Below are 24299 nucleotides of genomic sequence, written 5' to 3' on the forward strand. Positions count from 1 at the left end.
TACGCCGATTTCCTGACTCAGCCTGGAAAGGTGCTGGCTCAGGCCTGTGCGGCCGCCGCCAGCCCGCGCGCCAGGTCGGCCTTCAAATCCTCGACATCCTCGAGCCCGATCTGCAAGCGCACCAGCGGCCCGTCATACGGGCCCTTGGCGATTGTGCGGTCGCCAAGGAATACCGGCACGGCAAGGCTCTCATAGCCGCCCCAGGAATAGCCGAGGCCGAAAAACTTCAACGCGTCGAGGAAGGCGTGCTGCTGCTTCTGTCCGCCGCCCGCGAGAACGATCGAGAAGATGCCGCTCGATCCGCAAAAATCGCGCTTCCACGTGGCGTGGTCGGGATGACTGGGCAGCCCGGGATGCAGCACCTGCGCTACGCCCGGCTGACCCTCGAGCCAGCCGGCGAGGGAAAGCGCGCTCTTTTGATGATGCTCCAGCCGCACACCCATCGTGCGCAGGCCGCGCAGCACCTGGTAGACGTCGTCAGGCCCGGCGCAGCAGCCCATCGTGTTGAACGTCTCGAAAAGCTGCTTCCAGCAGTCCGCATTGGCCGACACCGTGCCGAGCAGCACGTCGGAATGGCCGGCCGGGTATTTCGTCGCCGCGTGGATCGAGATGTCGACGCCATGGTCGAGAGGGCGAAAGTAGAGCGGCGTCGCCCAGGTGTTGTCCATCATGACGATGGCGCCGGCGGCATGCGCTGCCTTGGCGATGGCCGGTATGTCCTGTACCTCGAAAGTGTTGGAGGCCGGCGATTCGGTGAACACCACCTTGGTGTTGGGCTTGATCAGCGCCGCGATGCCGGCGCCGATGCGCGGTTCGTAATACTCGACCTCGATGCCCAGCCGCTTCAGCATCGTGTCGGCGAAGTTGCGGGTCGGATGATAAACGGAATCGACGATCAGCAGATGATCGCCGGCCGACAGGAAGGCGAGCAGCGGCAGCGTCACCGCCGCCAGGCCGGACGGTACCGCGACCGTGCCTGCCGAACCTTCCAGCGCATCGATCGCGCTGTTCAGCGCATCGGTGGTCGGCGTGCCGCGCGTGCCGTAGGTGTATCTCTGGCTGCGTGAAGCCATCGCCGCCGCATTGGGATAGAGCACGGTCGAGGCATGCACCACCGGCGGATTGACGAAGCCGAAATAGTCATGCGGGTTGTTGCCGGAATGGGCGAGCCGCGTGTTGACGCCCATCTCGCTGTCGTCTTTTGCCATTGCTTTTCGTCCCATGTGGTTGGTCGTTAGCCATAGTGCGGCGGCATTGGCCGCGCAACCGCACCGCACTCGCCAGGCCAAGGTCTTGAATATGCCAATTCAGCAACGAGCCGTGGACCTGCGGGAAGGCTGCCAGGTGCGCTTGGCAACTCACGGTCGGACTTTGCCGGCTTTATTGGCGCGCTGGCCGATTTGCGAGCGCGTTTGTCTGCAATTTCAGGCATTTCAGGCGGTTGGTTTTCAAAGTCTTTCGGATTTGGTCATTTCCCTTGACCTCACAGGAATAATCGCCTTCGATGTTGTTCGTGAATGGGAGGCAGCGCGTCGGTTACGATGCGGGATTCCGGTAATGGGCCGGGATACATAGCTGCGTTCACACGGGAAAAAGTCAGGTTCGCCTGGAAAAAACAGAAAAGGGTCTGTGGGTCATGAAACACATTGCAATCGGCGTTTTGGGCGCCGCCGCGTTTGGATTCGCGGCTTCGGCGGCTTCGGCGGCCACGCTCGACGATGTCAAAGCGAAGGGCTTCATCCAATGCGGCGTCTCGACCGGTCTGGCCGGCTTCTCGGCGCCGGACGACAAGGGTGAGTGGCAAGGCATCGACGCGGACTTCTGTCGCGCTGTGGCAGCCGCCGTGTTCGGCGATGGCACCAAGGTGAAGTTTACGCCGCTCAGCGCCAAGGAGCGGTTTACCGCTCTGCAGTCGGGCGAGATCGACATCCTGTCGCGCAATACCACCTGGACCATCAATCGCGACACCGCACTCGGCCTGAACTTCATCGGCACGACTTATTACGACGGCCAGGGCTTCATGATCAACGCCAAGAAGCTACCGGGCGTGAACTCGGCGCTGCAGCTTTCGGGCGCGGCGGTCTGCGTGCAGAGCGGCACCACGACCGAGCTCAACCTTGCCGACTATTTCAAGTCGAACAAGATGGAGTACAATCCTGTCGTCTTCGAAAAGCTGGAAGAGGTTAACGCCGCCTATGACGCCGGCCGCTGCGACGTATACACCACCGACCAGTCGGGCCTCTATGGCATCCGCCTGACGCTCGGTGCGCCGGCCGACCACGTCGTGTTGCCCGAGATCATCTCCAAGGAACCGCTTGGGCCGGCCGTACGCCAGGGCGACGACCAATGGTACCACATCGTCAAGTGGACCTATTTCGCGTTGCTCGACGCCGAGGAACTCGGCATCACCAAGGCCAATGTCGACGAGATGAAGAACTCGGACAGTCCAGAGATCAAGCGCGTGCTCGGCCAGGAAGCCGACACCAAGATCGGCACCGATCTCGGCGTCTCTAACGACTGGGTCGTCAACATCGTCAAGGCCGTCGGCAATTACGGCGAGATGTTCGAGCGTAATGTCGGCTCGGGCAGCCCGCTGAAGATCGCGCGCGGCATCAACGCGCTGTGGACCAAGGGTGGCCTGCAGTACGCTCCGCCGATCCGCTGATCGAAAATGGATCCGGAAGGCAGATCGTCTGCCTTCCGGTCTCTCTTTCCAGGGGACTGTCGAATGGCATCGCAGGAAGTTCTTCGCGAGGAGCCAAGCCGCGGTTCCTTCATCAATGATCCTCGTGTCCGCGGAATATTCTTTCAAGCGCTGGTCCTCGTCCTGCTGGTAGCGGGGGTCTGGTGGGTTACCCACAACGTCATCGTCAATCTGACGCGCTTGCACATCGCTTCCGGCTTTGGCTTCCTCAGGGGCCGCGCCGGCTTCGACATCAGCGAAAGCGCGATCGCATATTCGTCGGATTCGACCTATTTCCGAGCCATCCTGGTTGGCTTTATCAACACCGTGATCGTTGCCGTCGTCGGCATCATCACCGCCACCATCATCGGTTTCATCGTCGGCATCGGCCGGCTTTCGCGCAACTGGCTGATCAGGAAGATCTGCACGGTCTATGTCGAGGTCTTCCGCAACATCCCGCCGCTGCTGGTCATCTTCTTCTGGTATTCCGGCGTGCTCGCCGTGCTGCCGCCGCCGCGCGAGAGCATTAATTTGCCGTTCGGCTCTTTTCTCAACCAGCGCGGCTTCTATTTTCCGCGCGCTGTCTGGGGCGAGGGCTCCTGGCTGATCCTGGTCGCCCTGCTCCTCGCCCTTGCCATGGCCTGGTTCGTCGCCCGCAAGGCGCGGCAGCGGCAGATGGCGACGGGTCAGCCGTTCCCGGTGCTCTGGACATCCATAGCGTTGATCGTCGGCCTGCCGCTGCTGGCCTACGCGCTGAGCGGCTTTCCTCTGACCTTCGAATTCCCGAAACAATCGACTTTCAACCTGGTCGGTGGCTTTCAGGTCAGACCAGAGTTCCTGTCACTCTATCTGGCGTTGTCCTGCTATACGGCCGCCTTCATCGCCGAGATCGTGCGCGCCGGCATCAGGGGCGTCAGCACGGGCCAGACCGAGGCGGCCGCGGCACTCGGGCTGCGCTCGGGATCGATCCTCAGGCTTGTCGTCGTGCCGCAGGCGATGCGCATCGTTATTCCGCCGCTGACCAGCCAGTATCTGAACTTGACCAAGAACTCTTCACTCGCCATCGCCATCGGCTATCCGGACCTGACGGCGACTGCCGGCACTGTCTTGAACCAGACCGGGCAGGCGGTTGAAGGCGTGGTGATCATGATGGCTGTCTATCTCGCGCTCAGCCTGATCACGTCGGCGATCATGAACGTCGTCAATGCCAGGATGGCGCTGGTGGAGAGGTAGAGCCATGCAGGAACACGACATGTCCTGGGTGCGGACGGAGATGGCGCTGGCCCAACCGGCGCCGTCGAGCGAGCGTGGCCTCACCGCCTGGATCCGCAAGAACCTGATTGCCACCACGGGCGACACCATTCTCACCATCGTTGGCATCGCGCTGGTCGCTGTGATCCTGCCCCAAATCATCAATTGGGCCTTCATCAACGCCCAGTGGACCGGACCGGACCGCTCGGTCTGCGCCACCGTGGCGCAAGGCGGCATCCAGCCGGATGGCTGGACCGGTGCTTGCTGGGCATTCGTCAACGCCAAGTTCGGCCAGTTCATGTTCGGCACCTATCCTATCGAGGAGCGTTGGCGGCCGATCGTGGTGGCCATCCTGTTCGTGGCACTGCTGGTGCCGTTGCTCATTCCGCGCGTGCCGCGCAAGGGGCTGAATGCCATTCTTCTCTTTTTTGTACTGCCGGTCGCCGCCTTCGTTCTGCTGGTCGGCGGCATGTTCGGCCTGCCGCATGTCGAGACGTCGCGTTGGGGTGGACTGCTGGTGACGCTCAGCCTGTCGTTCGTCGGCATTGCCGTGTCGCTGCCGATCGGCATCGTGCTGGCGCTCGGCCGGCGCTCGAACATGCCGATCGTCAAGCTGCTGTGCGTGATCTTCATCGAGACGGTACGCGGCATCCCGCTGATTACGGTGCTGTTCTTTGCCAGCGTGATGCTGCCGCTGTTCCTGCCGGCCGGCGTCAGCTTCGACAAGTTCCTGCGCGCGCTGATCGGCGTGTCGCTGTTTGCCGCCGCCTACATGGCCGAAGTGGTGCGCGGCGGCCTGCAGGCGATCCCCAAAGGCCAGTATGAGGGCGCCGATTCGCTCGGTCTCAGCTACTGGCAGAAGATGGGCCTGGTCGTCATGCCGCAGGCGCTGAAGCTGGTCATTCCCGGCATCGTCAACACCTTCATCGGCATGTTCAAGGACACCAGCCTGGTCATCGTCATCTCGATGTTCGACCTCCTCGGCATCGTCAAGCAGAACTTCTCCGACGCCAATTGGGCGACGCCACAGACGGCCAGATCCGGCCTGGTGTTCGCGGCGTTCATCTTCTGGCTGTTCTGCTTCGGCATGTCGCGCTATTCAATGTACACGGAACGCCGTCTCGACACCGGCCACAAACGCTAAAAAGGGGACCTTGTCATGGCCATAGAAAACGCCGTCAGCGCGGAAGAGATCAAGGTCAATGCCGCCAAGATGCACATTTCCACCACCGATGTCGCCATCGACATCATCGCCATGCACAAATGGTACGGCGAATTCCATGTGCTGAAGGACATCAATCTAAAGGTGATGCGCGGCGAGCGGATCGTCATCTGCGGCCCGTCGGGCTCCGGCAAATCGACGATGATCCGCTGCATCAACCGGCTGGAGGAACACCAGAAGGGCAAGATCATAGTCGACGGCAAGGAACTGACCAACGATCTGAAGAAGATCGACGAGGTGCGTCGCGAGGTCGGCATGGTGTTCCAGCACTTCAACCTGTTCCCGCATCTGACCATTCTGGAAAATTGCACGCTGGCGCCGATCTGGGTGCGCAAGATGCCGCGGAAACAGGCCGAGGAAATCGCCATGCATTTCCTCAAGCGCGTCAAGATCCCGGAACAGGCCAACAAATATCCCGGCCAGCTTTCCGGCGGGCAGCAACAGCGCGTGGCGATCGCCCGCTCGCTGTGCATGAACCCGCGCATCATGCTGTTCGATGAGCCGACCTCGGCTCTCGATCCGGAAATGATCAAGGAAGTGCTGGAGACGATGGTCGGGCTGGCCGAGGAAGGCATGACCATGCTCTGCGTCACCCACGAAATGGGCTTTGCGCGCAAAGTCGCCAATCGGGTGATCTTCATGGATCAGGGTCAGATCGTCGAGCAGAACACGCCGGCCGAGTTCTTCGACCACCCGCGCCATGAGCGCACGAAGCTGTTCCTGTCGCAGATCCTGCACTGATCCTTACTCCGGTTCGGGACAAGACCGGCGGATCACGCCTCTCTGTCTTGCTGGCTTCGCGCGTATTCGGCGAGCGCTGACCGTGCGCTACGCGAGAAGATAGCAAGCGTGCTTCAGGCCGTTCGAGTGGTCACGTTGCAACCTGGTAACTAGCGCCGGCACGGATCATAAGCGCGCCGGCTGCGTTCATTGCCATTGGGAGTTGTATAACGAGCCGCGTGGGCGCGTGCGGCGGCAGGTCACGGGTTCATCCTGATGCTCATCCAACCGATCGATTATTTCCTCGTCGTCTGGTTCGCGCTGGCGCTGGCTTCGACGCTTTACGTCGGCTTCGACCAATATCGCAACAATCCCGAGCCGGTGGTGATGAAATGGGGCTTCATCCTGGTCACCCTCTATATGGGTCCGCTCGGCTTGCTGCTCTACGTGCTCGCCGACAAGGAGCCCCGGCCGGGCGATCATGAACTCTTCACCCGGCCGCTCTGGAAGCAGGGCGTCGGCTCCACCATCCACTGCGTCGCCGGCGATGCCACCGGCATCATTCTTGCCGCCGCCGTCACGGCGGCGCTCGGCCTGCCGATGTGGATCGACCTGATCGTCGAATATCTCGCCGGCTTTGCCTTCGGCCTGTTCATCTTCCAGTCGCTGTTCATGAAATCGATGATGGGCGGCACCTATTGGGAAAACGTACGCAAGAGCTTCCTGCCCGAGTTCATCTCCATGAACTTCATGATGGCCGGCATGGCGCCGGTCATGAGCTTCCTGATGATGGGCCGCGACATGCGCGCGATGGAACCGACGGAGCTGCTGTTCTGGGGCGTGATGTCGATCGGCGTCATCGCCGGTTTTGCGCTTGCCTATCCGGCCAATGTCTGGCTGGTCGCCCGGGGGCTGAAGCATGGGCTGATGACGCAGCGTGCGCAGGCAGCCGGCATCGATGTCCGGGAGCAGCCTGCCACGAGGCAACATGCGCAGATACAAATGCAGCAGGCCGACGCCAACGGCCATCGCGGGCAGCACCACGATATGGTTTCCCACAAAGGCAAAGGCGGCGGCCATCACATGGAGACGGATGCCACGACGCCGCAGGTCGCTGCCCTGGGTGCCGTCTCCCTGCTGGCGCTCGCCATCGGCATGGTCGCGCCGGCGAACTGGCTGAACCTGACGCTGTCGGCACGCGACGTCGGCGGGGTGATCATGCCGCGAGGCATGATCATGGATCGCGACACGCCAGCCGATACAATGCGCGACATGGCGGCTACCGATCCACGCCTCGTGGCCGCCTCTTATGGCCTGACGGCAAGGGGCGACCAGGAACTGCCGTTTCGGATGGAGAACGGCATCAAGGTGTTCGAGCTCAGGCCTTCAGTGGTCCGCTGGCAGATCCTGCCGGACGTCGCGGTCGACGCCTATGCCTATAACGGCCAGATTCCCGGTCCGCGAATTCATATTCGCCAGGGCGATCGGGTCAGGATCAACGTCACCAACGGCCTGCCTGAGGAAACGACGGTGCATTGGCATGGCTTGATCCTGCCGAACCAGATGGATGGGCCGGCCGAGATCACGCAGCCGCCGATCGAGCCCGGGCAATCCTATTCATACGAATTCACCGCGACCCAGCACGGAACCTATTTCTATCACCCCCATGCCAAGCCGGACCGGACCCAGGCGCTCGGCCTCTACGGTGCGCTGATCATCGATCCCGCCAATCCCGCCGACGAGGTCGCGGCCGACCATGATTACGTCATCGAGCTTCAGGAATGGCTGGTGGGGGAAGGGCTGACCTACCCGTCGATGCCGATGGATGGCGGCATGCCGAATTTCTTCACCATCAACGGCAAGGCCTATCCCTCGACCGAGACGATCCCGATGAAGGTCGGCGAGACGCTCAAGGTGCGGTTCATCGGCACCAACAACGGCTTCATCCATCCGATGCATATCCATGGCGGACCGTTCGAGGTCGTTGCCCGCGACGGCGAGACGGTCCCCGCTTCGGGTCGTTTCCTTGCCGATACGATCAACGTCGGGCCGGGTCAGCGCTACGACGTAATCTGGAAGGCGCAGCGTCCGGGCAAATGGCTGATCCATTGCCACATCCCGCATCACACCACGAACAACAATGTCGAGGAAAAGGGCGGCGGCGGGCTGATGGTCGTGATCGATGTGACATGACCGGCGTCGCCTAGGCTCGTTCCAGCCGGTGCACCGGCCCGGACGCCATGCAGTGGCTGGGGCCAAATTTTCTCTCAAGCTGAGGTGATCTGCCAGACAGCGACGCCGGCAAGGGCGAGACCGGCGGCGCCCTCGATGGCCCGGGAGATGGTTTCGAACAGGCGTGGCTGGCGCGCGAAAAACTGTACAAGCCGTTCCCGAAACACGATCGACAACACGGCGACGCAGGACAGCGTCAGCGCCACGCCGACCATCATTGTGATGGCAAACAGGACGCCCGCTGCCGGAACACCCCTGGACATCGCGAAAGTCATCGCGAAAAGCGTAAGCGGACATGGGATCAGGCCTGCCATGACGCCGACAGCCTCGCCCTCGTGCCTGTGGTGATGGCTGTGGCTCAAAGCGCGCCAGAGCATCCAGATGCCAATGAGGCCGAGCAGCCCGCGACTGGTGTGCTCCAGAAGCGGAGCGCGGCCGACGCTGCCCAATGCTATTGAGACCAGTGGCAGCGAGAGAGCCGCAATCAGAACGGCAATCGTCACATGCGTGAACGATAGCGTGATAGATACGAGCAGACCACGCGAGACCTTCGCATCCGAACCGGCAAGATAAGTCGCCAGGACGGCCTTGCTGTGCCCCGGCGTCAGCGCATGGGCAGCCCCGAACACGACGCCCATCGGCAGGAAGGCCATGAACGCCAGCCAATTGCCTCCGGCCGCAAGCAGTTTGATCTGTTCGCCGAGCGTCAGATAGATCGTGCGCTGAAATTCGACGAGCGTCTGGAACATCGGACAAGACTAGCAGAAAATCGGCGAGCGTCAGTGCATGTGGCCGTGGTCATGCGTGTGCTCATGCGGATGGTCGTTCTCTCCACGTTCCGTTGAAAACCGCACATTCGCCTCAGCCAGGGCGGGCATATGCTGGGATAGTTCGTCCTTCAGCGCTGCGGCGATCTTGTTGGCCGCCGACAGCGGCAGGGTTTCGTCCGCGGCAATTGCGATGTCGGCGTGCAATCTATGACCGATCCAGCGCGCCTTGGCATCGACAATGCGCGCGCCCGGAACATGCTCGGCGGCATGTCGGATTTCGTCTATCACACCGGGTTCGATTCCATCCAGCATGCGGGTCAGCACCGAGCGGGCCGATTGCCAGACGATACCGAAGATCGCAATCGTGATCAGCAGGCCGACGATCGGATCGGCCAAGGAAAAGCCAAACCAGACGCCGATGGCTCCGATGACCACGGCAAGGCTGGTAAGTCCATCTGTGCGGGCGTGGTAGCCGTCGGCAATCAGTGCCGCGCTGTTGATTTCGCGGCCGACGCGGATACGGAACACGGCAACCGCCTCGTTGCCGAGGAAGCCGACAATGCCCGCCGCAGTCAGCCAGCCCAGGTGTGTCACCGCTTGTGGATTGATCAGCCTGTCGATGGCTTGGTAGGCAGCGACTACAGCGCTGAACAGGATGATGAGCACGATGATGATGCCGGCCAGATCCTCGACCCGGCCCAAGCCATACGTGAAGATCCGCGACGGCTTGCGCCGCGCCAGAACGAACGCAATCCAGAGCGGGATCGCCGTGGTCGCGTCGCCGATGTTATGGATCGTGTCGGCCAGCAATGCCACGCTCCCCGACAACGCAACCACGACCATCTGCAATGCCGCGGTGATGGCCAGGATCACGAACGACCATTTGATTGCCCAGATGCCCCGGTCGGTGGTGGCAATTGTCGCGTCGATGACGCCATGGCTGTGACCGTGCGGACCGTGATCGCCGTGATGATGTGCGGCGTGCGAGCCGAACCCGAGCCAGTCCAGAATGCGGGCTACGATGGCATTCATAGATATTTCGCCAGCTGCTTGAGTTCCGCCAGCGAGTTGCCGCCGGTTTCGACGCTGTCGGTCAGGCAATGCTCGATGTGATCGTTGATCAGCTCGCGCTTGGCGCTGCTGATGGCCCTTTCGACGGCATGAAGCTGCTGCGCCAAGTCAACGCAAGGGCGATGCGCCTCGATCATCGCCAGCACCGCCGCAAGGTGGCCTTGCGCGCGCTTCAGGCGCTTTATGATGGAAGGATGCGAGGCGTGGAGGTGATCTGACATGCCTCAGCGTATCCTCCCGGGGAGGATACGCGTCAAGCTCTAAGTCAGCTGTGCAACTTTCGGAGGGGCTTCACCTTGAGCATTGCTTGTTCTATGCCTTTCCCATGAAGAAGCTTGCCCGTTTTCTTGGCCTGCTGGTCGTTGCAGCAGTCCTTGCGGTGGCATTGGGCACACTGCTGCCGCGCCCGCTCTGGCCGGCGGCAGTTGCCGATCCGATCGGCTCAAGCCACCGCATCCTGGTGCTGAAAAATCCGATCCACACCGACATCGCCATCCCGGTCGACGACGATGTGCGCCGGCGCTTCCATTTCCTGGTCGATGCCGGCATTCCAGCAGACGTGGCGGAGGTCCGCTACATCGTCTTCGGCTGGGGCGGCCGCGCCTTCTATCTCGAGACGCCGACCTGGTCGGAACTGAAGGCAGTGCCGGTGATGAAGGCGCTGACCGTCGATGCCTCGGTGATGCATGTCGACATTTCAGGCGAAATCGCCGAGCCGCATCCCGACGTCGCCGGCTTCGACATCGGCGAGGAGCGGTTTACGGCGCTGCTCGATTACATTGCGGGAAGCTTCCGGCAGGGACCGAGCGGGGCCATGCCGATCGAGAATGCGGCGTATTCCCGTTTCGATCGTTTCTTCGAAGGCAATGGCCGTTTCAACGCGCTGGTCGGCTGCAACACCTGGGCGGCGGCGGCACTGCGCATCGCCGGGCTGCGCACCGGCTGGTGGAACCCGCTGCCGGCATCGCTCGGCCTGTCGATGCGGCTTTACAATTGACCGGGCGACTTAGGACCGCCGAACGTCCTACGCCCGCCAGCCGTAGAGCCAGTCGAGATCGGCGGCGAGTTTTTCGGGCGAGCGCATCGCCAGGAACAGGTTGCGGGCCATCGCCACCGGCCCGGCCGCATGCCAGGCGAGGCGATTGACGGCGCCGCGGCGGGCGACCTGGGCGACGCGCGGCCGCCGCGCCTGTTCCCAGGCGGCAAGCGCCCCCTCAAGATCGGCTGTGGAGGCCGCAATGAAGCCGGCAAGCGTCGCCGCGTCCTCGATCGCCATCGCCGCGCCCTGTGCGGCAAACGGCGTCATCGCGTGCGCCGCATCGCCGATCAGCGCGATGCCTTGCGGCGTCGTCCACCGCCGCTGCTCGAGAATGTGGATCGGCCATGCCGTCCACGGCGCCGCCTCGGTCGCCAGGCGAACCAGCGCCGGCGCGGTACCGCGCATGGCGCTGGCGAGGCTGGCGGGGTCGGCATACCCCGACCAGCCTTCGGCGATGCGCTCGCCCTTGGTGAAGGCAGCGAGGTTGAAGGCAGTGCCACGGCTGACCGGATAGGCGACCATATGAAAGCCGGGATAGAGGAATGCGGTAACGCAATCGGGCGCACCGATCGCCCTGAAGGCTTGTCCGGCGAGGGTGTCCGCGGCCACCGTGGCGCGCCAGGCAAGCTCGCCCGAGAATCGGCTTCTGCCGAATTCGGCCGCCTTGCGGGCCAGTTTTTCTCGCACCGACGACCAGACCCCATCGGCGCCGACCAGCAACGATGCTTCGGTTTCGATGGTCGTGCCGGCAATCTCGACTGTTGCGGTGATGCCATTCGGTCCGGTTGCGACGCCGCCGACGCGGGCACCGGTGACAAGCTCGACCTCGGGCCGCTCGGCTATCCGCTGCATCAGCGCTGACTGCAGATCCGCGCGGTGGGCAACGAGATAGGGCGCTCCCCAGCGCGTGTCGGCCGCCTGGCCAAGCGGTACGCGCGCCAGCTTGCGCAGCGTGGCGGCATCCTTGAGCACGACTGCCTCCGGCCGCACCGCCGTCGCCAGCAGCCGATCGAGTACGCCGAGCTGCCGTAGGATGCGCGTCGCGTTGGGCGAAAGCTGGATACCGGCGCCGGCAGCCTCGAGGTGCTGCGCCTGTTCGAACAGTTTTACCCGATAGCCGCGCTCGGCGAAGGCCAGTGCCGCGGTCAGCCCGGCGACGCCCGCCCCGGCGATGACCACCTGCCGGGACTGCGTTTCCTGCATCAGGCTTGTCGCGGAAGAATCAGGCGGCCTGGTCGATATAGAGGCAGCCCGGCGGCTGCGTTTCCAATGCCTTCAGTTTCGGCGAATAGCGATAGAGCGTCGAGCAATAGGGGCAGACCTTTTCATTGTCGTCGCCCATGTCGAGAAATACATGCGGATGGTCGAAAGGCGGATTGGCGCCGGTGCACATGAATTCCTTGACGCCGATGTCGATTGCCGGGTAGCCCGCATCGTTCTGGAAATGGGGAATGGAACCGCCTGCCATCGTCGTCTCCTGATCTCGTCGATTGCATCTGGATCATAACCCGTCTCTTTGCAAGATCGATGAAATGAAACTGTCGCAAAAGCCTGTCAGAGGATAAGTTAAGCCGGTTAAGGCTGTGCTCGTCGAACGGTGTGGGAAGAGCGGGAACCATGAACGAACTGAAGCCGGTGCAGAACGAATTCATCACCGTCGAGGCGGCGAGCCCCGAAGGCGGCAATCCCGATCGCTTCGTCAATCGCGAGTTTTCCTGGCTGCAATTCAACCGGCGCGTGCTCGAGGAATCGCTGAACGCCAATCACCCGCTGCTCGAGCGCGTTCGCTTCCTGTCGATATCGGCCGCCAACCTCGACGAGTTCTTCATGGTCCGCGTCGCTGGTCTTGCCGGCCAGGTGCGCGAAGGCATCGTGCTGAAGAGCCCGGATGGGCGCACTCCCGAGCAGCAGCTCGAACAATTGCTGCGCGAGGTCGAGCGCCTGCAGGAGGACCAGCAGAACAGCCTTTCGGCGCTGATGCTGCTGCTCGACAAACAAGGCATCGAAAGCATCACCCGCGATGGCCTGACCAAGGACGAGAAGACCTGGCTCGAGGACCATTTCCAGGAGCAGGTATTTCCGGTCCTGACGCCGCTGTCGATCGACCCGGCGCATCCGTTTCCGTTCATTCCCAATCTCGGTTTCTCGATGGCGCTGCAATTGCGCCATCGCAAGAACGGCGAGGAAATGAGCGCGCTTCTGCGCCTGCCGGTGGCACTGAGGCGCTTCATCCGTTTGCCGGATCGCAAGCATCATGTCCGCTTCATTCCACTCGAAGAGGCGGTCAGTCTCTATATCGGCAAGCTGTTCCCCGGCTATGAGGTCAAGGGCTCCGGCACGTTCCGCATCATCCGCGACAGCGATATCGAGGTCGAGGAAGAATCAGAGGATCTGGTGCGGCTGTTCGAGACGGCGCTGAAGCGGCGGCGCCGCGGCTCGGTTATCCGGATCGAGTTCGACCGGCTGATGCCGGCCGAATTGCGCGATTTCGTCGCCGGCGAGCTCGGCGTCTCGGCAAGCCGCATCAGCGTGCTCACCGGTCCGCTGGCGCTCAGCCAGATCTCGGAGATCGTCGCCGTCGCCCGCGACGATCTGAAATTCACCCCCTACAATCCCCGCTTTCCCGAGCGCATCCGCGAGCATGGCGGCGATTGTTTTGCGGCGATCCGCGAGAAGGACATCATCGTCCACCATCCTTACGAATCTTTCGACGTGGTGGTGCAGTTCCTGCGCCAGGCAATGGCCGACCCGGAAGTGGTGGCGATCAAGCAGACGCTCTACCGCACCTCCAACGACAGCCCGATCGTACGCGCTCTGGTCGACGCCGCCGAGGCCGGCAAGTCGGTGACGGCGCTGGTCGAGCTCAAGGCGCGCTTCGACGAGGAGGCCAACATCCGCTGGGCGCGCGACCTCGAGCGCGCCGGCGTCCAGGTCGTCTTCGGTTTCCTCGAGCTCAAGACCCATGCGAAAATGTCGCTGGTGGTGCGGCGCGAGGATGGCAGGCTGCGCAATTACGTGCATCTGGGCACCGGCAACTACCACCCGGTCACGGCACGCATCTACACCGACCTGTCCTTCTTCACCACCGATCCGACGATCGCGCGCGATGTCGCCCAATTGTTCAACTTCATCACCGGCTATGCCGAGCCGGCCGAGCAGATGCGGCTGGCCATCTCGCCGTTTACGCTGCGCGACCGCATCCTCCAGCACATTTCGGATGAGATCAGCCACGCGCTGGAGGGCAGGCCGGCCCGCATCTGGATGAAGATGAACGCCTTGGTCGACCCGATCGTCATCGATGCGCTCTACGATGCCAGCCGCGCCGGCGTCGAGATCGATCTCGTCGTGCGCGGCATCTGCTGCCTGAGACCGCAGGTGCCCGGCCTATCGGAGAACATTAGGGTGAAGTCGATCGTCGGCCGTTTCCTCGAGCACAGCCGCATCTATTGCTTCGGCAACGGCCACGGCCTGCCCTCGGACGGGGCGATCGTCTATATCTCCTCGGCCGATCTGATGCCGCGCAATCTCGACCGCCGCGTCGAGACCATGGTGCCGATCACCAATCCAACTGTGCATGAACAGGTGCTCGGCCAGATCATGCTCGGCAACATCATGGACAACCAGCAAAGTTTCGACGTATTGGCTGACGGAACCTCCCGGCGCGTCGTGCTGGAGGAGGGCGAGGAACCGTTCAACGCGCAGGAATATTTCATGACCAATCCGAGCCTGTCCGGACGGGGCGATGCGTTGAAGTCGCATGCGCCCAAGCGCATCGCGCAGTTCAAGCGCCGCAAGAAACAGAACGCAGCGACGGGCTGATGATTTCAGCGTCCCAGGGCCGGCTCCAGGACCGCCGACCGCTGTCCATCATCGATATCGGATCGAACTCGATCCGTCTTGTCATCTATGAAGGACTGGCGCGCTCGCCGACCTTGCTGTTCAACGAAAAGATGCTGGCCGGCCTCGGCCGCGGCATCGTTTCGACCGGAAAGCTCGATCCCGAGGCGGTGACGCGCTCGATGGAAGAGTTCCGCCGCTTCCGCGCGCTCTCCGACCAGGCCGGCGCCGAGCGCATGTATGTGCTGGCGACCGCCGCCGCTCGCGAGGCCGTCAACGGCCCCGACTTCATCCACCGTGCCGAGGATGTGCTCAAGACCGAGATCCAGGTGCTGAGCGGCCGCGAGGAAGCCCATTATTCGGCGCTCGGCGTCATTTCCGGTTTCCATCCGGCCAACGGCATTGCCGGCGACCTTGGCGGCGGCAGCCTCGAGCTGATCGATATTGACGGTGAGACGATCGGTGACGGCATCACGCTGCCGTTGGGCGGCTTGCGCCTGCAGGACATGGCGAAGAACTCGCTGACCCAGGCGGCAAGGATCACGCGCGAGCAACTGGCGCGGGCGAAATTGCTGAAGGGCGGGCAGGGCAGGGCGTTCTACACGGTCGGCGGCACCTGGCGAAACCTCGCCCGGCTGCACATGGAAATGACCAACTACCCGCTCGGCGTCATGCACCATTACGAGATCGGCATCGAAAGCGCCGCGAACTTCCTCCGGCAGGTCGCCAAAGCCGAGATCGACAAGATCAAAGGCATCGAGGGCATCTCCAAGAACCGCCGCTCGCTGCTGCCCTATGGCGCCATCGTGCTGCAGGAGATCATGGCGGCGATGCAGCCGTCGAAGATCATCGTCTCGGCGCTGGGCGTGCGCGAGGGCTTTCTCTACTCGCTGCTCGACGAGGCCGAGCAGAAGGCCGATCCGCTGATCTCGGCGGCGGAAGAGCTTGCCCGCCTGCGCTCGCGCTCGGTCGACCACGCGCATGAGCTTGTCGAGTGGACCGGCAAGGCCTTCTCTGCCTTCGGCATCGACGAAACCAGGGACGAGGCGCGCTACCGCCACGCCGCCTGCCTGCTCGCCGATATCGGCTGGCGTGCCCATCCCGAATATCGCGGCAAGCAATCGCTCAACATCATCGCCCACGCCTCGTTCATCGGCGTCGACCATCCCGGCCGCGCCTTCCTGGCGCTTGTCAGCCTGTTTCGCCACGAGGGCGTGTTCAATGAAGCCGCGCCGGAAATCCGCGGACTGGCGACGCCGCGCTATCTCGAGCGCGCCCGCGTCTTGGCGGCGTTGCTGCGCGTCGTCTATTTGCTGAGCGCGGCAATGCCCGGCGTCATGCCGCGGCTGAAATGGGAAAACCGCGGCAATGGCGTGCTGGCGCTGGTGCTGCCGGCAGCACTGGCCGATCTTTACGGCGAGCGGCCCGCCGGCCGGCTGGCACAACTGGCAAGGGTCACCAATCGCCGGCTGGTGCTGGCGGTCGAGGGCGGGCCTAGCATGTCGGTGAAGTAGTGTCTCAGCCAGGCAATCGCTTCAGGTCTGCGCCGCCCCTCATCTGCCTGCCGGCATCTTCTCCCCGTATAGTGACGGGGAGAAGGGCACCTTCGCAAAGGATTTCGCTCACCTCCAGCGTTGCAGTAACGGTGCCGAGATCTCGGCCAGCTTCCTTCTCCCCGTCACTATACGGGGAGAAGTGCCCGGCAGGGCGATGAGGGGCAGCGCCGACTTCGACAATTGGACGGTCGAGAAAGCTGGATCTAGACTGAAGCAATTCCTCTGGATCCCACCGCAGCCATCCGGCCGTCGGCCGACCATGCACCCGCGCCAGCCATCGCCAGCGCCAGAAAACCGCCTGATATCGCGATGTCCTTCATCAGCATCTGCGAATGCATGAAGGTCAGCGTCGGATCGCCGTCGCCCTGGCCATAGTGGCCGATGAACGCTGTCGCGACGCAAAAGGCGGCGAGCAGCAGCGCCACGATCGGCGTCTTGAAGCCGACGAGGATGAGCAGCCCGGCGATCAGTTCGAACAGCCCGGTGCCCCAGGCAGCCAGCGTCGGCAGCGGCAGGCCAAGGCCGGCGAAATAGCCGGTCGTGCCGGCAATGTCGGTCAGCGCGTGGAAGCCGGACGGCACGAACAGTGCGGCGAACAGCAGTCGGGAAAGCAAAAGCAGCGCATTGCGGGGCATGGTAACCTCCGTTGTCGGCCGGGTGGCCAAGAGCCCGATCCTAGCAGAATTCCGGTCAGCGGACCGACAGGCACAAACGACAACGAAAAAGGGGCGCGGAAAATTCCGCGCCCCTTTTGTTCAGGAAATGCTGGACTGCTTCAGCCGCGCTTGGCGTCGATCGAATACGCGCCTGGGCCCGAGGAGGCGAGCACGAGGAAGCCGCCGGCAATGCCGAGGTTCTTCATGAAATTGATCATCTGCATCTGATCGGCCCAGCCGGTGTGGGCGACCAGGGCGGTGGCGACGGTGAAAATCGCCATTACCCAGCCGACGATCCGGGTCTGGAAGCCGACGAGGATGGCCAGGCCGCCAAGCAGTTCGATAAGGCCGACGACAATGGCGGTCACCATCGGCAGCGGCAGGCCAAGGCTGCCGAAATAGCCGGCGGTGCCGGCAATCGCCGTCAGCTTGCCGAAACCCGAAAGCAGGAAGATGACCGAAAGCAGGATGCGGCCGAGCAGGATCGTGCCCGAGGCGCCGGCGGCGGTGCCGGAACCGGCAAACGAAGTATTGGCGGACGTGTTGGTGGACATGCGTAACTCTCCAGAAGGATTTGGCCAAACGGCTTGGGATACCCGTCTAGTTAGCGCAGGCCGACTGTTCACCAAAGATGCCAGATTGGTTACGGATTGTTCACCAAGGTAACGTTTTCGCGATCAACATGGGTGTTGAGATCCAGGCATATCAACGCCCTAGCCTGGATGCGTCATGTCCTCCGGCCGCACCAGCCGCTCATAATCGGCTTCGCTGACCAGCCCGGTGGCCAGCGCTTCCTGGCGCAGCGTGGTGCCGTTCTTGTGCGCCGCCTTGGCGATCTTGGCGGCGTTGTCGTAGCCGATCGTCGGCGCAAGCGCCGTCACCAGCATCAGCGAACGGTCGAGTGCTGCCTTGATGTTGTCTTCGCGGGCCTCGATGCCGACGACGCAATTGTCGGTGAACGACACGGAAGCGTCGGCCAGCAGCTGTACCGATTGCAGGAAACAATAGGCCATCAGCGGATTGTATACGTTGAGTTCGAAATGGCCCTGGCTGCCGGCGAAGCTGATCGCCGCATTGTTGCCGAACACCTGCACGCAAACCTGCGTCATCGCCTCGCATTGGGTCGGATTGACCTTGCCCGGCATGATCGAGGAGCCCGGTTCGTTTTCCGGCAGCGACAATTCGCCGAGGCCCGAACGCGGGCCGGAGCCGAGCAGGCGGATGTCGTTGGCGATCTTGAACAGCGCCGCCGCGCAGGCATTGATGGCGCCGTGCGAGAAGACCATGGAATCATGCGCGGCCAGCGCCTCGAACTTGTTCGGCGCGGTGACGAAATCGATGCCGGTGATCGCGGCGATGCGCGCCGCCACCTTTTCGGCAAAACCGACCGGCGCATTGAGGCCGGTGCCGACCGCGGTGCCGCCCTGCGCCAGCTCCTGCAGGCCGGGCAGGGTCATTTCGATGCGCTTGACCGACGAGGCGACCTGCGCCGCGTAGCCGGAGAATTCCTGGCCAAGCGTCAGCGGCGTCGCGTCCTGGGTGTGGGTGCGGCCGATCTTGACGATGTGGGCGAAAGCCCTGGTCTTGGCCTCGAGTGCCTTATGCAAATGTCTTAGCGCCGGCAGCAGGTCGTGAGTGATGCGCTCGGCGCAGGCGATGTGCATGGCCGTCGGATAGGTGTCGTTCGACGACTGGCTCATGTTGACGTGGTCGTTGGGATGCACCGGCTTCTTCGATCCCATGACGCCGCCCAAAAGCTCGATCGCCCGGTTGGAAATCACCTCATTGGCGTTCATGTTGGACTGGGTGCCTGAGCCGGTCTGCCAGACGACCAGCGGGAAATGCTCGTTCAGCTTGCCGTCGATGACCTCCTGCGAGGCCTCGATAATGGCCTTGCCGATCGCCGGATCGAGCCGCTTCAGCTCCATATTGGCCTCCGCTGCCGCCCGCTTGACGATGCCCAGCGCCCGCACGATCGAGGCCGGCTGTTTCTCCCAGCCGATCTTGAAATTGGCCAGCGAACGCTGCGCCTGCGCGCCCCAATAGCGGTCGGCGGCGACCTCGATGGGACCGAACGTGTCGGTTTCGGTTCTGGTCTCTGGCGCGCTCACGAAGTCTCTCCGGTTTGCAATTTGCAAACGGCGTATCGCGTTGCACAAATGCCTTCAAGCGGAGATTGCGGGTGACGGGAATGCAAATCGGTTGAAGGTGCTGGCAATCTCCCCACTTGAGGGGGAGATGTCGCCGAAGGCGACAGAGGGGGGGCGGTAGGTCTTGACGCAACTCCCATAGCGGACGGAACAGGCTGGTGTTCCACGCGAGACGACCCCCTCTGGCCTGCCGGCCATCTCCCCCTCGAGGGGGGAGATCGCAACAACCTTACCCCGCCGTGTATCCTCCATCCACGGCGAAGATTCCGCCGCTGGTCCATGCCGCTTCGTCGCTGGCGAGATAGACCGCGATGCCGGCAAGGTCGCTGGTCCGGCCGATGCGGCCGAGCGGATAGCTGCGCTCGACATAGGCCTTGAGCTCGGCTTGCGCGGCCTCAGGCAGGTTTTCGATCGACCTGCGCCGCATCGCTGTGTCGACCGTGCCGGGCGCGATCGCGTTGACCCTTATGCCGCGCGGCCCGAGCTCGAAGGCGAGCGACTTGGTCAGCGAATTGAGCGCGCCCTTCGACAGCGAATAGAGGCTGGACGGCCGCTTCGGGATCATCTTGTGCGCGAAATAGGACGAGATGTTGATCACCGAAGCCGCACCCGGCGCGAGATGCGGCAACAGCCGTTGGGTGAGAAAGAATACCGCCGTGACGTTGAGCGCGAATGACTGCTGGAACTGGTCCTCGCTGACGGTCTCGAACGGCACAAGGAACGCTACGCCGGCATTGTTGACGAGGATATCGACAGGTGGGCCGCGCCTGGCATGCTCGACCACGGCATCGATGCCGGCGCTGGCCGACAGGTCGGCCGACAGCGTGTCGACATTATCCCCGAGCTGCTTGCGGGCGGCGTCGAGTTTTTTGCCGTCGCGGCCGACGATCAGCACGTCCGCGCCTTCGCGCAAGAAAGCCTCGGCGATTGCCAGCCCGATCCCGTCCGAGCCGCCGGTGACCAGTGCCCGTTTGCCGCCTAGTCTCATCCAACACTCCCGCGCATTGCCGTCTTGTCTGATAAGCAGAACAGCGCCGTTGCCAATTGTGGTCAAGCCGCCGGCCTATCCTACAATATGAACTTTCGGCTGATGCGCCTGTCTATTCGGCAGCGGCTGCACCGCGCCGAACAGCCAGCCGCGTAGCGACGAAATCCTTGACCTGATGAATGGCCTGTTCACGCGTGACGCTGCCTGGCTGCAGGCCAAGCCGCAACCACAGCCCGTCGATCAGGGCGGTGACGCCGAAAGCGATCTCGTCAGCATCGCGTGCCGGCGCCAGACCGCGCAGGCCAGATAGCAGGTTGGAGCGCATGCGCGCATGGATCACCTTCTGGATGCGGGCAAGCTTTTCGTCGCGCGGCACCTCCGCGCAAAGCGAAAGCCAAGCGTGGCAGAGGGACGGCTGGAAGAGATGCGGCTCGAAATTGCCTTCGATGATGGCCTCTATCCGTTGCATTGGCGTGCGCGCCTGTCTCAGCCGCTCGACCACCGCATGCCGCAGCACCAGGTTCGATTCGCGCATGGCATGCTCGAACAGCTCCCGCTTGCTGTTGAAATAGTGCAGCACGATGCCCTTCGACGCACCGGCCTGTGCCGCCACTTTTTCTATGGTCGCGCCAGCTATGCCTTCGCGCTGAAGCACGGCAAAGGCGGCTTGCCGCAGCTCCTTGCGGCGTATGTCGCTGAGACGCTTGAGTTTCACGGGCCAGGATCCATGCATCGAAAACCGACGTTGACATTTTTGTCCGCCGAGATCAATGATTGACCGTTGGGACAATTTAAAAACCGAATGGTCAACGTCGTTGGTGAAATGAGGAGAACCGAAATGCTTCGTAGCCTTGGAATAGGCGCTTCGCTCTGCGTCCTGCTGGCGATCCGGCCGGCCTTTGCGGCTGAACCTGAGCAATGCGAGGTCGTGCGCATGGCCGAGCCTGGATGGAACGACCTTGCCTTCACCACCGGCGTCACCAGCGTCCTGCTCGATGCGCTCGGCTACAAGCCGGCAAGCTCGCTTCTGGGCATCAACGTCATCTATGAATCATTGAAGAACAATGACTTGGACGTGTTCCTTGGCTATTGGGATCCGGCGATGATCACCTACTACGAGCCCTATAAGAAGGACGGCTCGGTAGACGATGTGCGCGTCAATCTCGTCGGCGCCAAATACACCTTTGCCGTGCCGATTTACGTTTGGGAGGCCGGCGTCAAGGATTTTGCCGACCTGCAAAAGTTCGCCGACAAATTCGGCAGGAAGATGTACGGCATCGAGCCGGGCTCGAACCAGCTGATGATGGACGCCATCGCCGATAAGTCGCTCGGCCTCGATGGCTGGCAGGTCGTCGAATCGAGTGAAGCCGGCATGCTTTCCGAGGTCGGCTACGAGATCAAGGAAAAGCGCTTCATCGTCTTCCAGGGCTGGGCGCCGCATCCAATGAACACGATGTACGACTTCAAATATCTGAGCGGCGGCGACAAGTTCTACGGCCCGAACTTCGGCGCCGCGACGGTGACGACGCAGGTGCGCAAGGGCTATCTGCAGCAATGCCCGAATGTCGGGCAGTTGCTGAAGAACCTCGCCTTCGATATCGATTTCGAAAATCTCGGCATGGGCTATCTCATCAATGACGGTATGAAGCCGGAGGAAGCCGGCCTGAAGGCCCTCAAAGAGAATCCGGATAGGCTCGGCGCCTGGCTTGCCGGTGTCACCACATTCGATGGCAAGCCCGCGCTCGATGCAGTCAAGCAGCAGCTCGGCCTGTGATATCGGCCGATCAGGCGGGCTGGAGCGGCCGCAAGCGCAAGGTCGGTGCCGGCTGCACTGAAACGGCCTTCGTCGAAATCGCCGGGCAGGAGCCCGCGCTGGTGCTGGTGCACGGCTTCTCCGACACGAGCCGCAGCTTCTCCTTGCTGGCGCCGCATCTCGCCGGGCGCCGGCTTGTCATTCCAGACCTGCGCGGGCATGGCGCCTCGCCGGCCGGGACACGCGGCTTCGCCCCAGCGGATTTCGCGGAAGATGTGGCGAGTTTGATCGAGCGATTGCGGCTCGAGCGGCCGGTTCTGGTCGGGCATTCCCTGGGCAGTATGGTGGCGATCGAGGCAGCCGCACGCTACGCCGAGATGATCGGCGGCCTGGTGCTGATGGCCGGAACGCTACGGCCGCAGATCGGTGAGGATCACCCGATGACCATTGGTGTGCGGGCGCTTCGAGACCCGATATCGCCGGCCGATCCGTTCTATGACTATTGGCATGCCTGCGAGGCCGAGGTTCCAGCGGAATTCCTGACCATGACTGCGGAGGAGGCGTCAGCCATGCCGGCGGCACTCTGGCGCGCAATCCTGGAGCAGGTTCGGCGCATCGATCTGACCGACAAGGCGCGCATGCTGCGCCTGCCGGCGCTTGTCATTGCTGGCGCGCACGACCTGCTCTTCGACGAAACGCACCAACGGCGGCTCCTCGAAGAAATCCCTAGCGCCGCTTTCGTGAGCGCGGTGCGATGCGGACACAACCCGCACTGGGAGGATCCGGCATTGGTCGCGGCAGCCATCGGCCGGTATTTCAAGATCGGTACCAAAGCTGGACCCCAGCCGACAGCCGAAGCGACCGGTAGTCCGGGCTGAGAGCAGTCATGAATCTTTCCGAATACGTGGCGTTGGATGCCGTCGCCCTGGCCGGGCATGTTCGCTCGGGCGAATTGTCGGCCGTCGAGGTCGTCGAGGCGGCTATCGAAGCGATCGAAAGCATCAATCCCGCCCTCAATGCCGTGACGCTGATCGATGCGGACCGGGCGCTTTCCGTTGCGGCAAGCTGCAACCGGCAGGCGGCACTCGCCGGCATTCCTTTTCTGGTCAAGGACACCGGCGTCAATGTACGGGAGTGGCCGACGACGCACTCGTCGCTCTACTTCAAGGATGCCGCGCCGAAGCCCGACAGCGAGATCGTCCGGCGCTGGCGGGCCGCCGGTCTGATCTTGCTGGGCAAGACAAACACGCCTGAATTTGCCAACGACTTCGTCACCGAACCCAGCTTTCGCGGCCCCACCTCGAACCCCTGGGATCCTTCGCTGACGGCGGGCGGCTCAAGCGGCGGAGCTGCTGCCGCGGTGGCGAGCGGCATGGTGCCGGTCGCCCACGGTTCCGATATCGGCGGATCGATCCGGGTGCCGGCTGCCTGTTGCGGCGTGTTCGGCATGAAGCCGTCGCGCGGGCTCATGCCTGTCGGGCCTGGTCGAGGTCAGGTCGGCGCCGGGCTCTACGCCGAGAACGTCCTGTCCCGCACCGTTCGCGACAACGCCGCCATGCTGGACATGACTGCCGGTCCAGAACAAGGAGCGCCTTACTCCGTGTCCAAATCGGTGCCGTCCTACCTGGACTGGCTGTCTTCGCCCGGCGAGCGTCTGCGCATCGCATGCCTGGCGCGCCGGCCGGACGGCACGCCCGTCGCGTCCGAGATCGGGGCAAGATTCCAGGAAGCCATGATCCTCCTCGAGGACAGGGGGCACGAGGTCACAGACGCGCGTTTCCCGCGGGAAGCCAGCGCCGAAGCGGACTGGAGCATCTTCTGGATGTCGGAGGTCGCGCGGCTGGTTGACGAGCGCGCCGACGAGATCGGGCGGATGCCGGGGGCCGGCGAAATCGAAAGCCTGACTCGTCACGCGCTCGACTGTTTTCGGCGATCCTCGGCCGCCGATTATCTCAGGGCGCAGGACCGTGTGCACAGCGCTTCGCTGGCGATGGCGATGGCGTTCGATGGGTTCGACCTGATCATGACGCCGACGACGGCCGAGCCTACGCCCCGGCTTGGCGCCATCCATGGCGATGGTGCTCTCTTCGATTACGAGGCTTGGGCGAGCCGGGCCTACGGCTTTGCGCCTTTCACAGAAATCTTCAACGTCACCGGCCAACCGGCCGCCAGCCTGCCGCTTTTCCAGTCGAAAGACGGCCTGCCGATTGGCATCCAGCTCATTGGCCGCAAGAACGAGGATCACCGGCTGCTGCGCGTTTGCCTTGACCTGGAGCAGGCAACCGCATGGACCACGCGTTACCAGGTGATCCATGCCAGGCATTTTCAGGTGTGAACCAGACAGGGGGGTTCAGTGCACATAGGTGGCTTT

22 protein-coding genes are annotated in these 24299 nt (G+C 62.9%); 11 read left to right on the forward strand and 11 right to left on the reverse strand.

Translation table 11 applies throughout. From position 1 onward, the window contains the following. Positions 1–38 precede the first annotated feature (38 nt). The gene (locus NKH90_RS18130) at positions 39–1208 is read right to left on the reverse strand and encodes a cystathionine beta-lyase (RefSeq protein WP_352820253.1); all 1170 of its coding nucleotides are present in this window, start codon (positions 1206–1208) and stop codon (positions 39–41) included. Between the two features lie 428 nt (positions 1209–1636). Between NKH90_RS18130 and NKH90_RS18135 the strand changes: the two genes are divergently transcribed. From NKH90_RS18135 to NKH90_RS18155, 5 genes are all read left to right on the forward strand, one after another. Further along, positions 1637–2665: an amino acid ABC transporter substrate-binding protein gene (locus NKH90_RS18135; RefSeq protein ID WP_254820740.1), complete on the forward strand. Its 1029-nt coding sequence runs from the start codon at positions 1637–1639 to the stop codon at positions 2663–2665. 63 nt (positions 2666–2728) lie between these two features. Then, positions 2729–3916 carry an amino acid ABC transporter permease gene (locus NKH90_RS18140; protein ID WP_352472636.1) on the forward strand — a complete coding sequence of 396 codons (1188 nt, stop codon included), beginning with the start codon at positions 2729–2731 and terminating at the stop codon, positions 3914–3916. A gap of 4 nt (positions 3917–3920) precedes the next feature. Continuing rightward, on the forward strand, positions 3921–5078 hold the full coding sequence (locus tag NKH90_RS18145; RefSeq protein ID WP_352820255.1) for an amino acid ABC transporter permease: 1158 nt from the start codon (positions 3921–3923) through the stop codon (positions 5076–5078). 69 nt (positions 5079–5147) lie between these two features. Then, positions 5148–5897 (forward strand): amino acid ABC transporter ATP-binding protein, encoded by a 750-nt coding sequence (locus NKH90_RS18150; protein WP_031212005.1) that lies wholly within the window; start codon positions 5148–5150, stop codon positions 5895–5897. 255 nt (positions 5898–6152) lie between these two features. Then, positions 6153–8069 (forward strand): multicopper oxidase domain-containing protein, encoded by a 1917-nt coding sequence (locus NKH90_RS18155; protein WP_352820257.1) that lies wholly within the window; start codon positions 6153–6155, stop codon positions 8067–8069. Positions 8070–8143: 74 nt separating this feature from the next. Here the strand turns inward: NKH90_RS18155 and NKH90_RS18160 are convergent, their stop codons facing one another. From NKH90_RS18160 to NKH90_RS18170, 3 genes are read right to left on the reverse strand one after another with little or no spacing between them, the layout of a single operon-like run. Further along, positions 8144–8857 carry a HoxN/HupN/NixA family nickel/cobalt transporter gene (locus NKH90_RS18160; RefSeq protein ID WP_352472639.1) on the reverse strand — a complete coding sequence of 238 codons (714 nt, stop codon included), beginning with the start codon at positions 8855–8857 and terminating at the stop codon, positions 8144–8146. A gap of 30 nt (positions 8858–8887) precedes the next feature. Continuing rightward, positions 8888–9910 carry a cation diffusion facilitator family transporter gene (locus tag NKH90_RS18165; RefSeq protein WP_352541627.1) on the reverse strand — a complete coding sequence of 341 codons (1023 nt, stop codon included), beginning with the start codon at positions 9908–9910 and terminating at the stop codon, positions 8888–8890. Then, complete coding sequence (locus NKH90_RS18170) at positions 9907–10170, reverse strand: metal-sensing transcriptional repressor (protein WP_023719742.1); 264 nt, start codon at positions 10168–10170, stop codon at positions 9907–9909. The genes NKH90_RS18165 and NKH90_RS18170 overlap by 4 nt, the downstream gene beginning before the upstream one ends. 104 nt (positions 10171–10274) lie before the next feature. Here NKH90_RS18170 and NKH90_RS18175 point away from each other — a divergent pair, with 104 nt between their 5' ends. Beyond that, positions 10275–10946 carry a TIGR02117 family protein gene (locus tag NKH90_RS18175; RefSeq protein ID WP_352541626.1) on the forward strand — a complete coding sequence of 224 codons (672 nt, stop codon included), beginning with the start codon at positions 10275–10277 and terminating at the stop codon, positions 10944–10946. 27 nt (positions 10947–10973) lie between these two features. On the opposite strand, the gene NKH90_RS18180 is transcribed toward NKH90_RS18175, so the two are convergent. Together NKH90_RS18180 and NKH90_RS18185 are read right to left on the reverse strand one after the other, a co-directional pair. Continuing rightward, positions 10974–12191: an FAD-dependent monooxygenase gene (locus tag NKH90_RS18180; protein WP_352820260.1), complete on the reverse strand. Its 1218-nt coding sequence runs from the start codon at positions 12189–12191 to the stop codon at positions 10974–10976. 19 nt (positions 12192–12210) lie between these two features. After that, positions 12211–12456, reverse strand: a complete 246-nt coding sequence (locus tag NKH90_RS18185) for a zinc-finger domain-containing protein (protein ID WP_254820632.1) — start codon at positions 12454–12456, stop codon at positions 12211–12213. A 149-nt stretch (positions 12457–12605) separates the two neighbouring features. Here NKH90_RS18185 and NKH90_RS18190 point away from each other — a divergent pair, with 149 nt between their 5' ends. Together NKH90_RS18190 and ppx are read left to right on the forward strand one after the other, a co-directional pair. Then, positions 12606–14807 (forward strand): RNA degradosome polyphosphate kinase, encoded by a 2202-nt coding sequence (locus NKH90_RS18190; protein WP_352541624.1) that lies wholly within the window; start codon positions 12606–12608, stop codon positions 14805–14807. Beyond that, positions 14807–16339: an exopolyphosphatase gene (gene ppx, locus NKH90_RS18195; protein ID WP_352820262.1), complete on the forward strand. Its 1533-nt coding sequence runs from the start codon at positions 14807–14809 to the stop codon at positions 16337–16339. Before NKH90_RS18190 ends, ppx begins: the two co-directional genes overlap by 1 nt. A gap of 245 nt (positions 16340–16584) precedes the next feature. Here ppx and NKH90_RS18200 read toward each other — a convergent pair whose 3' ends face one another. From NKH90_RS18200 to betI, 5 genes are all read right to left on the reverse strand, one after another. After that, positions 16585–17016: a DoxX family protein gene (locus NKH90_RS18200; protein ID WP_352820264.1), complete on the reverse strand. Its 432-nt coding sequence runs from the start codon at positions 17014–17016 to the stop codon at positions 16585–16587. Between the two features lie 140 nt (positions 17017–17156). Further along, positions 17157–17591, reverse strand: coding sequence for a DoxX family protein (locus tag NKH90_RS18205; RefSeq protein ID WP_352501902.1), 435 nt, complete (start codon positions 17589–17591; stop codon positions 17157–17159). Between the two features lie 159 nt (positions 17592–17750). Continuing rightward, positions 17751–19148 carry a class II fumarate hydratase gene (gene fumC / locus NKH90_RS18210; protein WP_352501903.1) on the reverse strand — a complete coding sequence of 466 codons (1398 nt, stop codon included), beginning with the start codon at positions 19146–19148 and terminating at the stop codon, positions 17751–17753. A gap of 268 nt (positions 19149–19416) precedes the next feature. Further along, positions 19417–20175 carry an SDR family NAD(P)-dependent oxidoreductase gene (locus tag NKH90_RS18215; RefSeq protein WP_352472648.1) on the reverse strand — a complete coding sequence of 253 codons (759 nt, stop codon included), beginning with the start codon at positions 20173–20175 and terminating at the stop codon, positions 19417–19419. 112 nt (positions 20176–20287) lie between these two features. Then, positions 20288–20890 (reverse strand): choline-binding transcriptional repressor BetI, encoded by a 603-nt coding sequence (gene betI / locus NKH90_RS18220; protein WP_352501904.1) that lies wholly within the window; start codon positions 20888–20890, stop codon positions 20288–20290. Positions 20891–21013: 123 nt separating this feature from the next. Between betI and choX the strand changes: the two genes are divergently transcribed. From choX to NKH90_RS18235, 3 genes are read left to right on the forward strand one after another with little or no spacing between them, the layout of a single operon-like run. Further along, positions 21014–21949: a choline ABC transporter substrate-binding protein gene (gene choX, locus NKH90_RS18225; RefSeq protein WP_352820267.1), complete on the forward strand. Its 936-nt coding sequence runs from the start codon at positions 21014–21016 to the stop codon at positions 21947–21949. Beyond that, positions 21946–22806 carry an alpha/beta fold hydrolase gene (locus NKH90_RS18230; protein ID WP_352503397.1) on the forward strand — a complete coding sequence of 287 codons (861 nt, stop codon included), beginning with the start codon at positions 21946–21948 and terminating at the stop codon, positions 22804–22806. Before choX ends, NKH90_RS18230 begins: the two co-directional genes overlap by 4 nt. Before the next feature lie 8 nt (positions 22807–22814). After that, the gene (locus NKH90_RS18235) at positions 22815–24263 is read left to right on the forward strand and encodes an amidase (RefSeq protein ID WP_352820270.1); all 1449 of its coding nucleotides are present in this window, start codon (positions 22815–22817) and stop codon (positions 24261–24263) included. The last annotated feature ends 36 nt before the right edge of the window (positions 24264–24299 follow it).

The organism is Mesorhizobium sp. M0898, assembly GCF_040319695.1.
Lineage (GTDB): Bacteria > Pseudomonadota > Alphaproteobacteria > Rhizobiales > Rhizobiaceae > Mesorhizobium.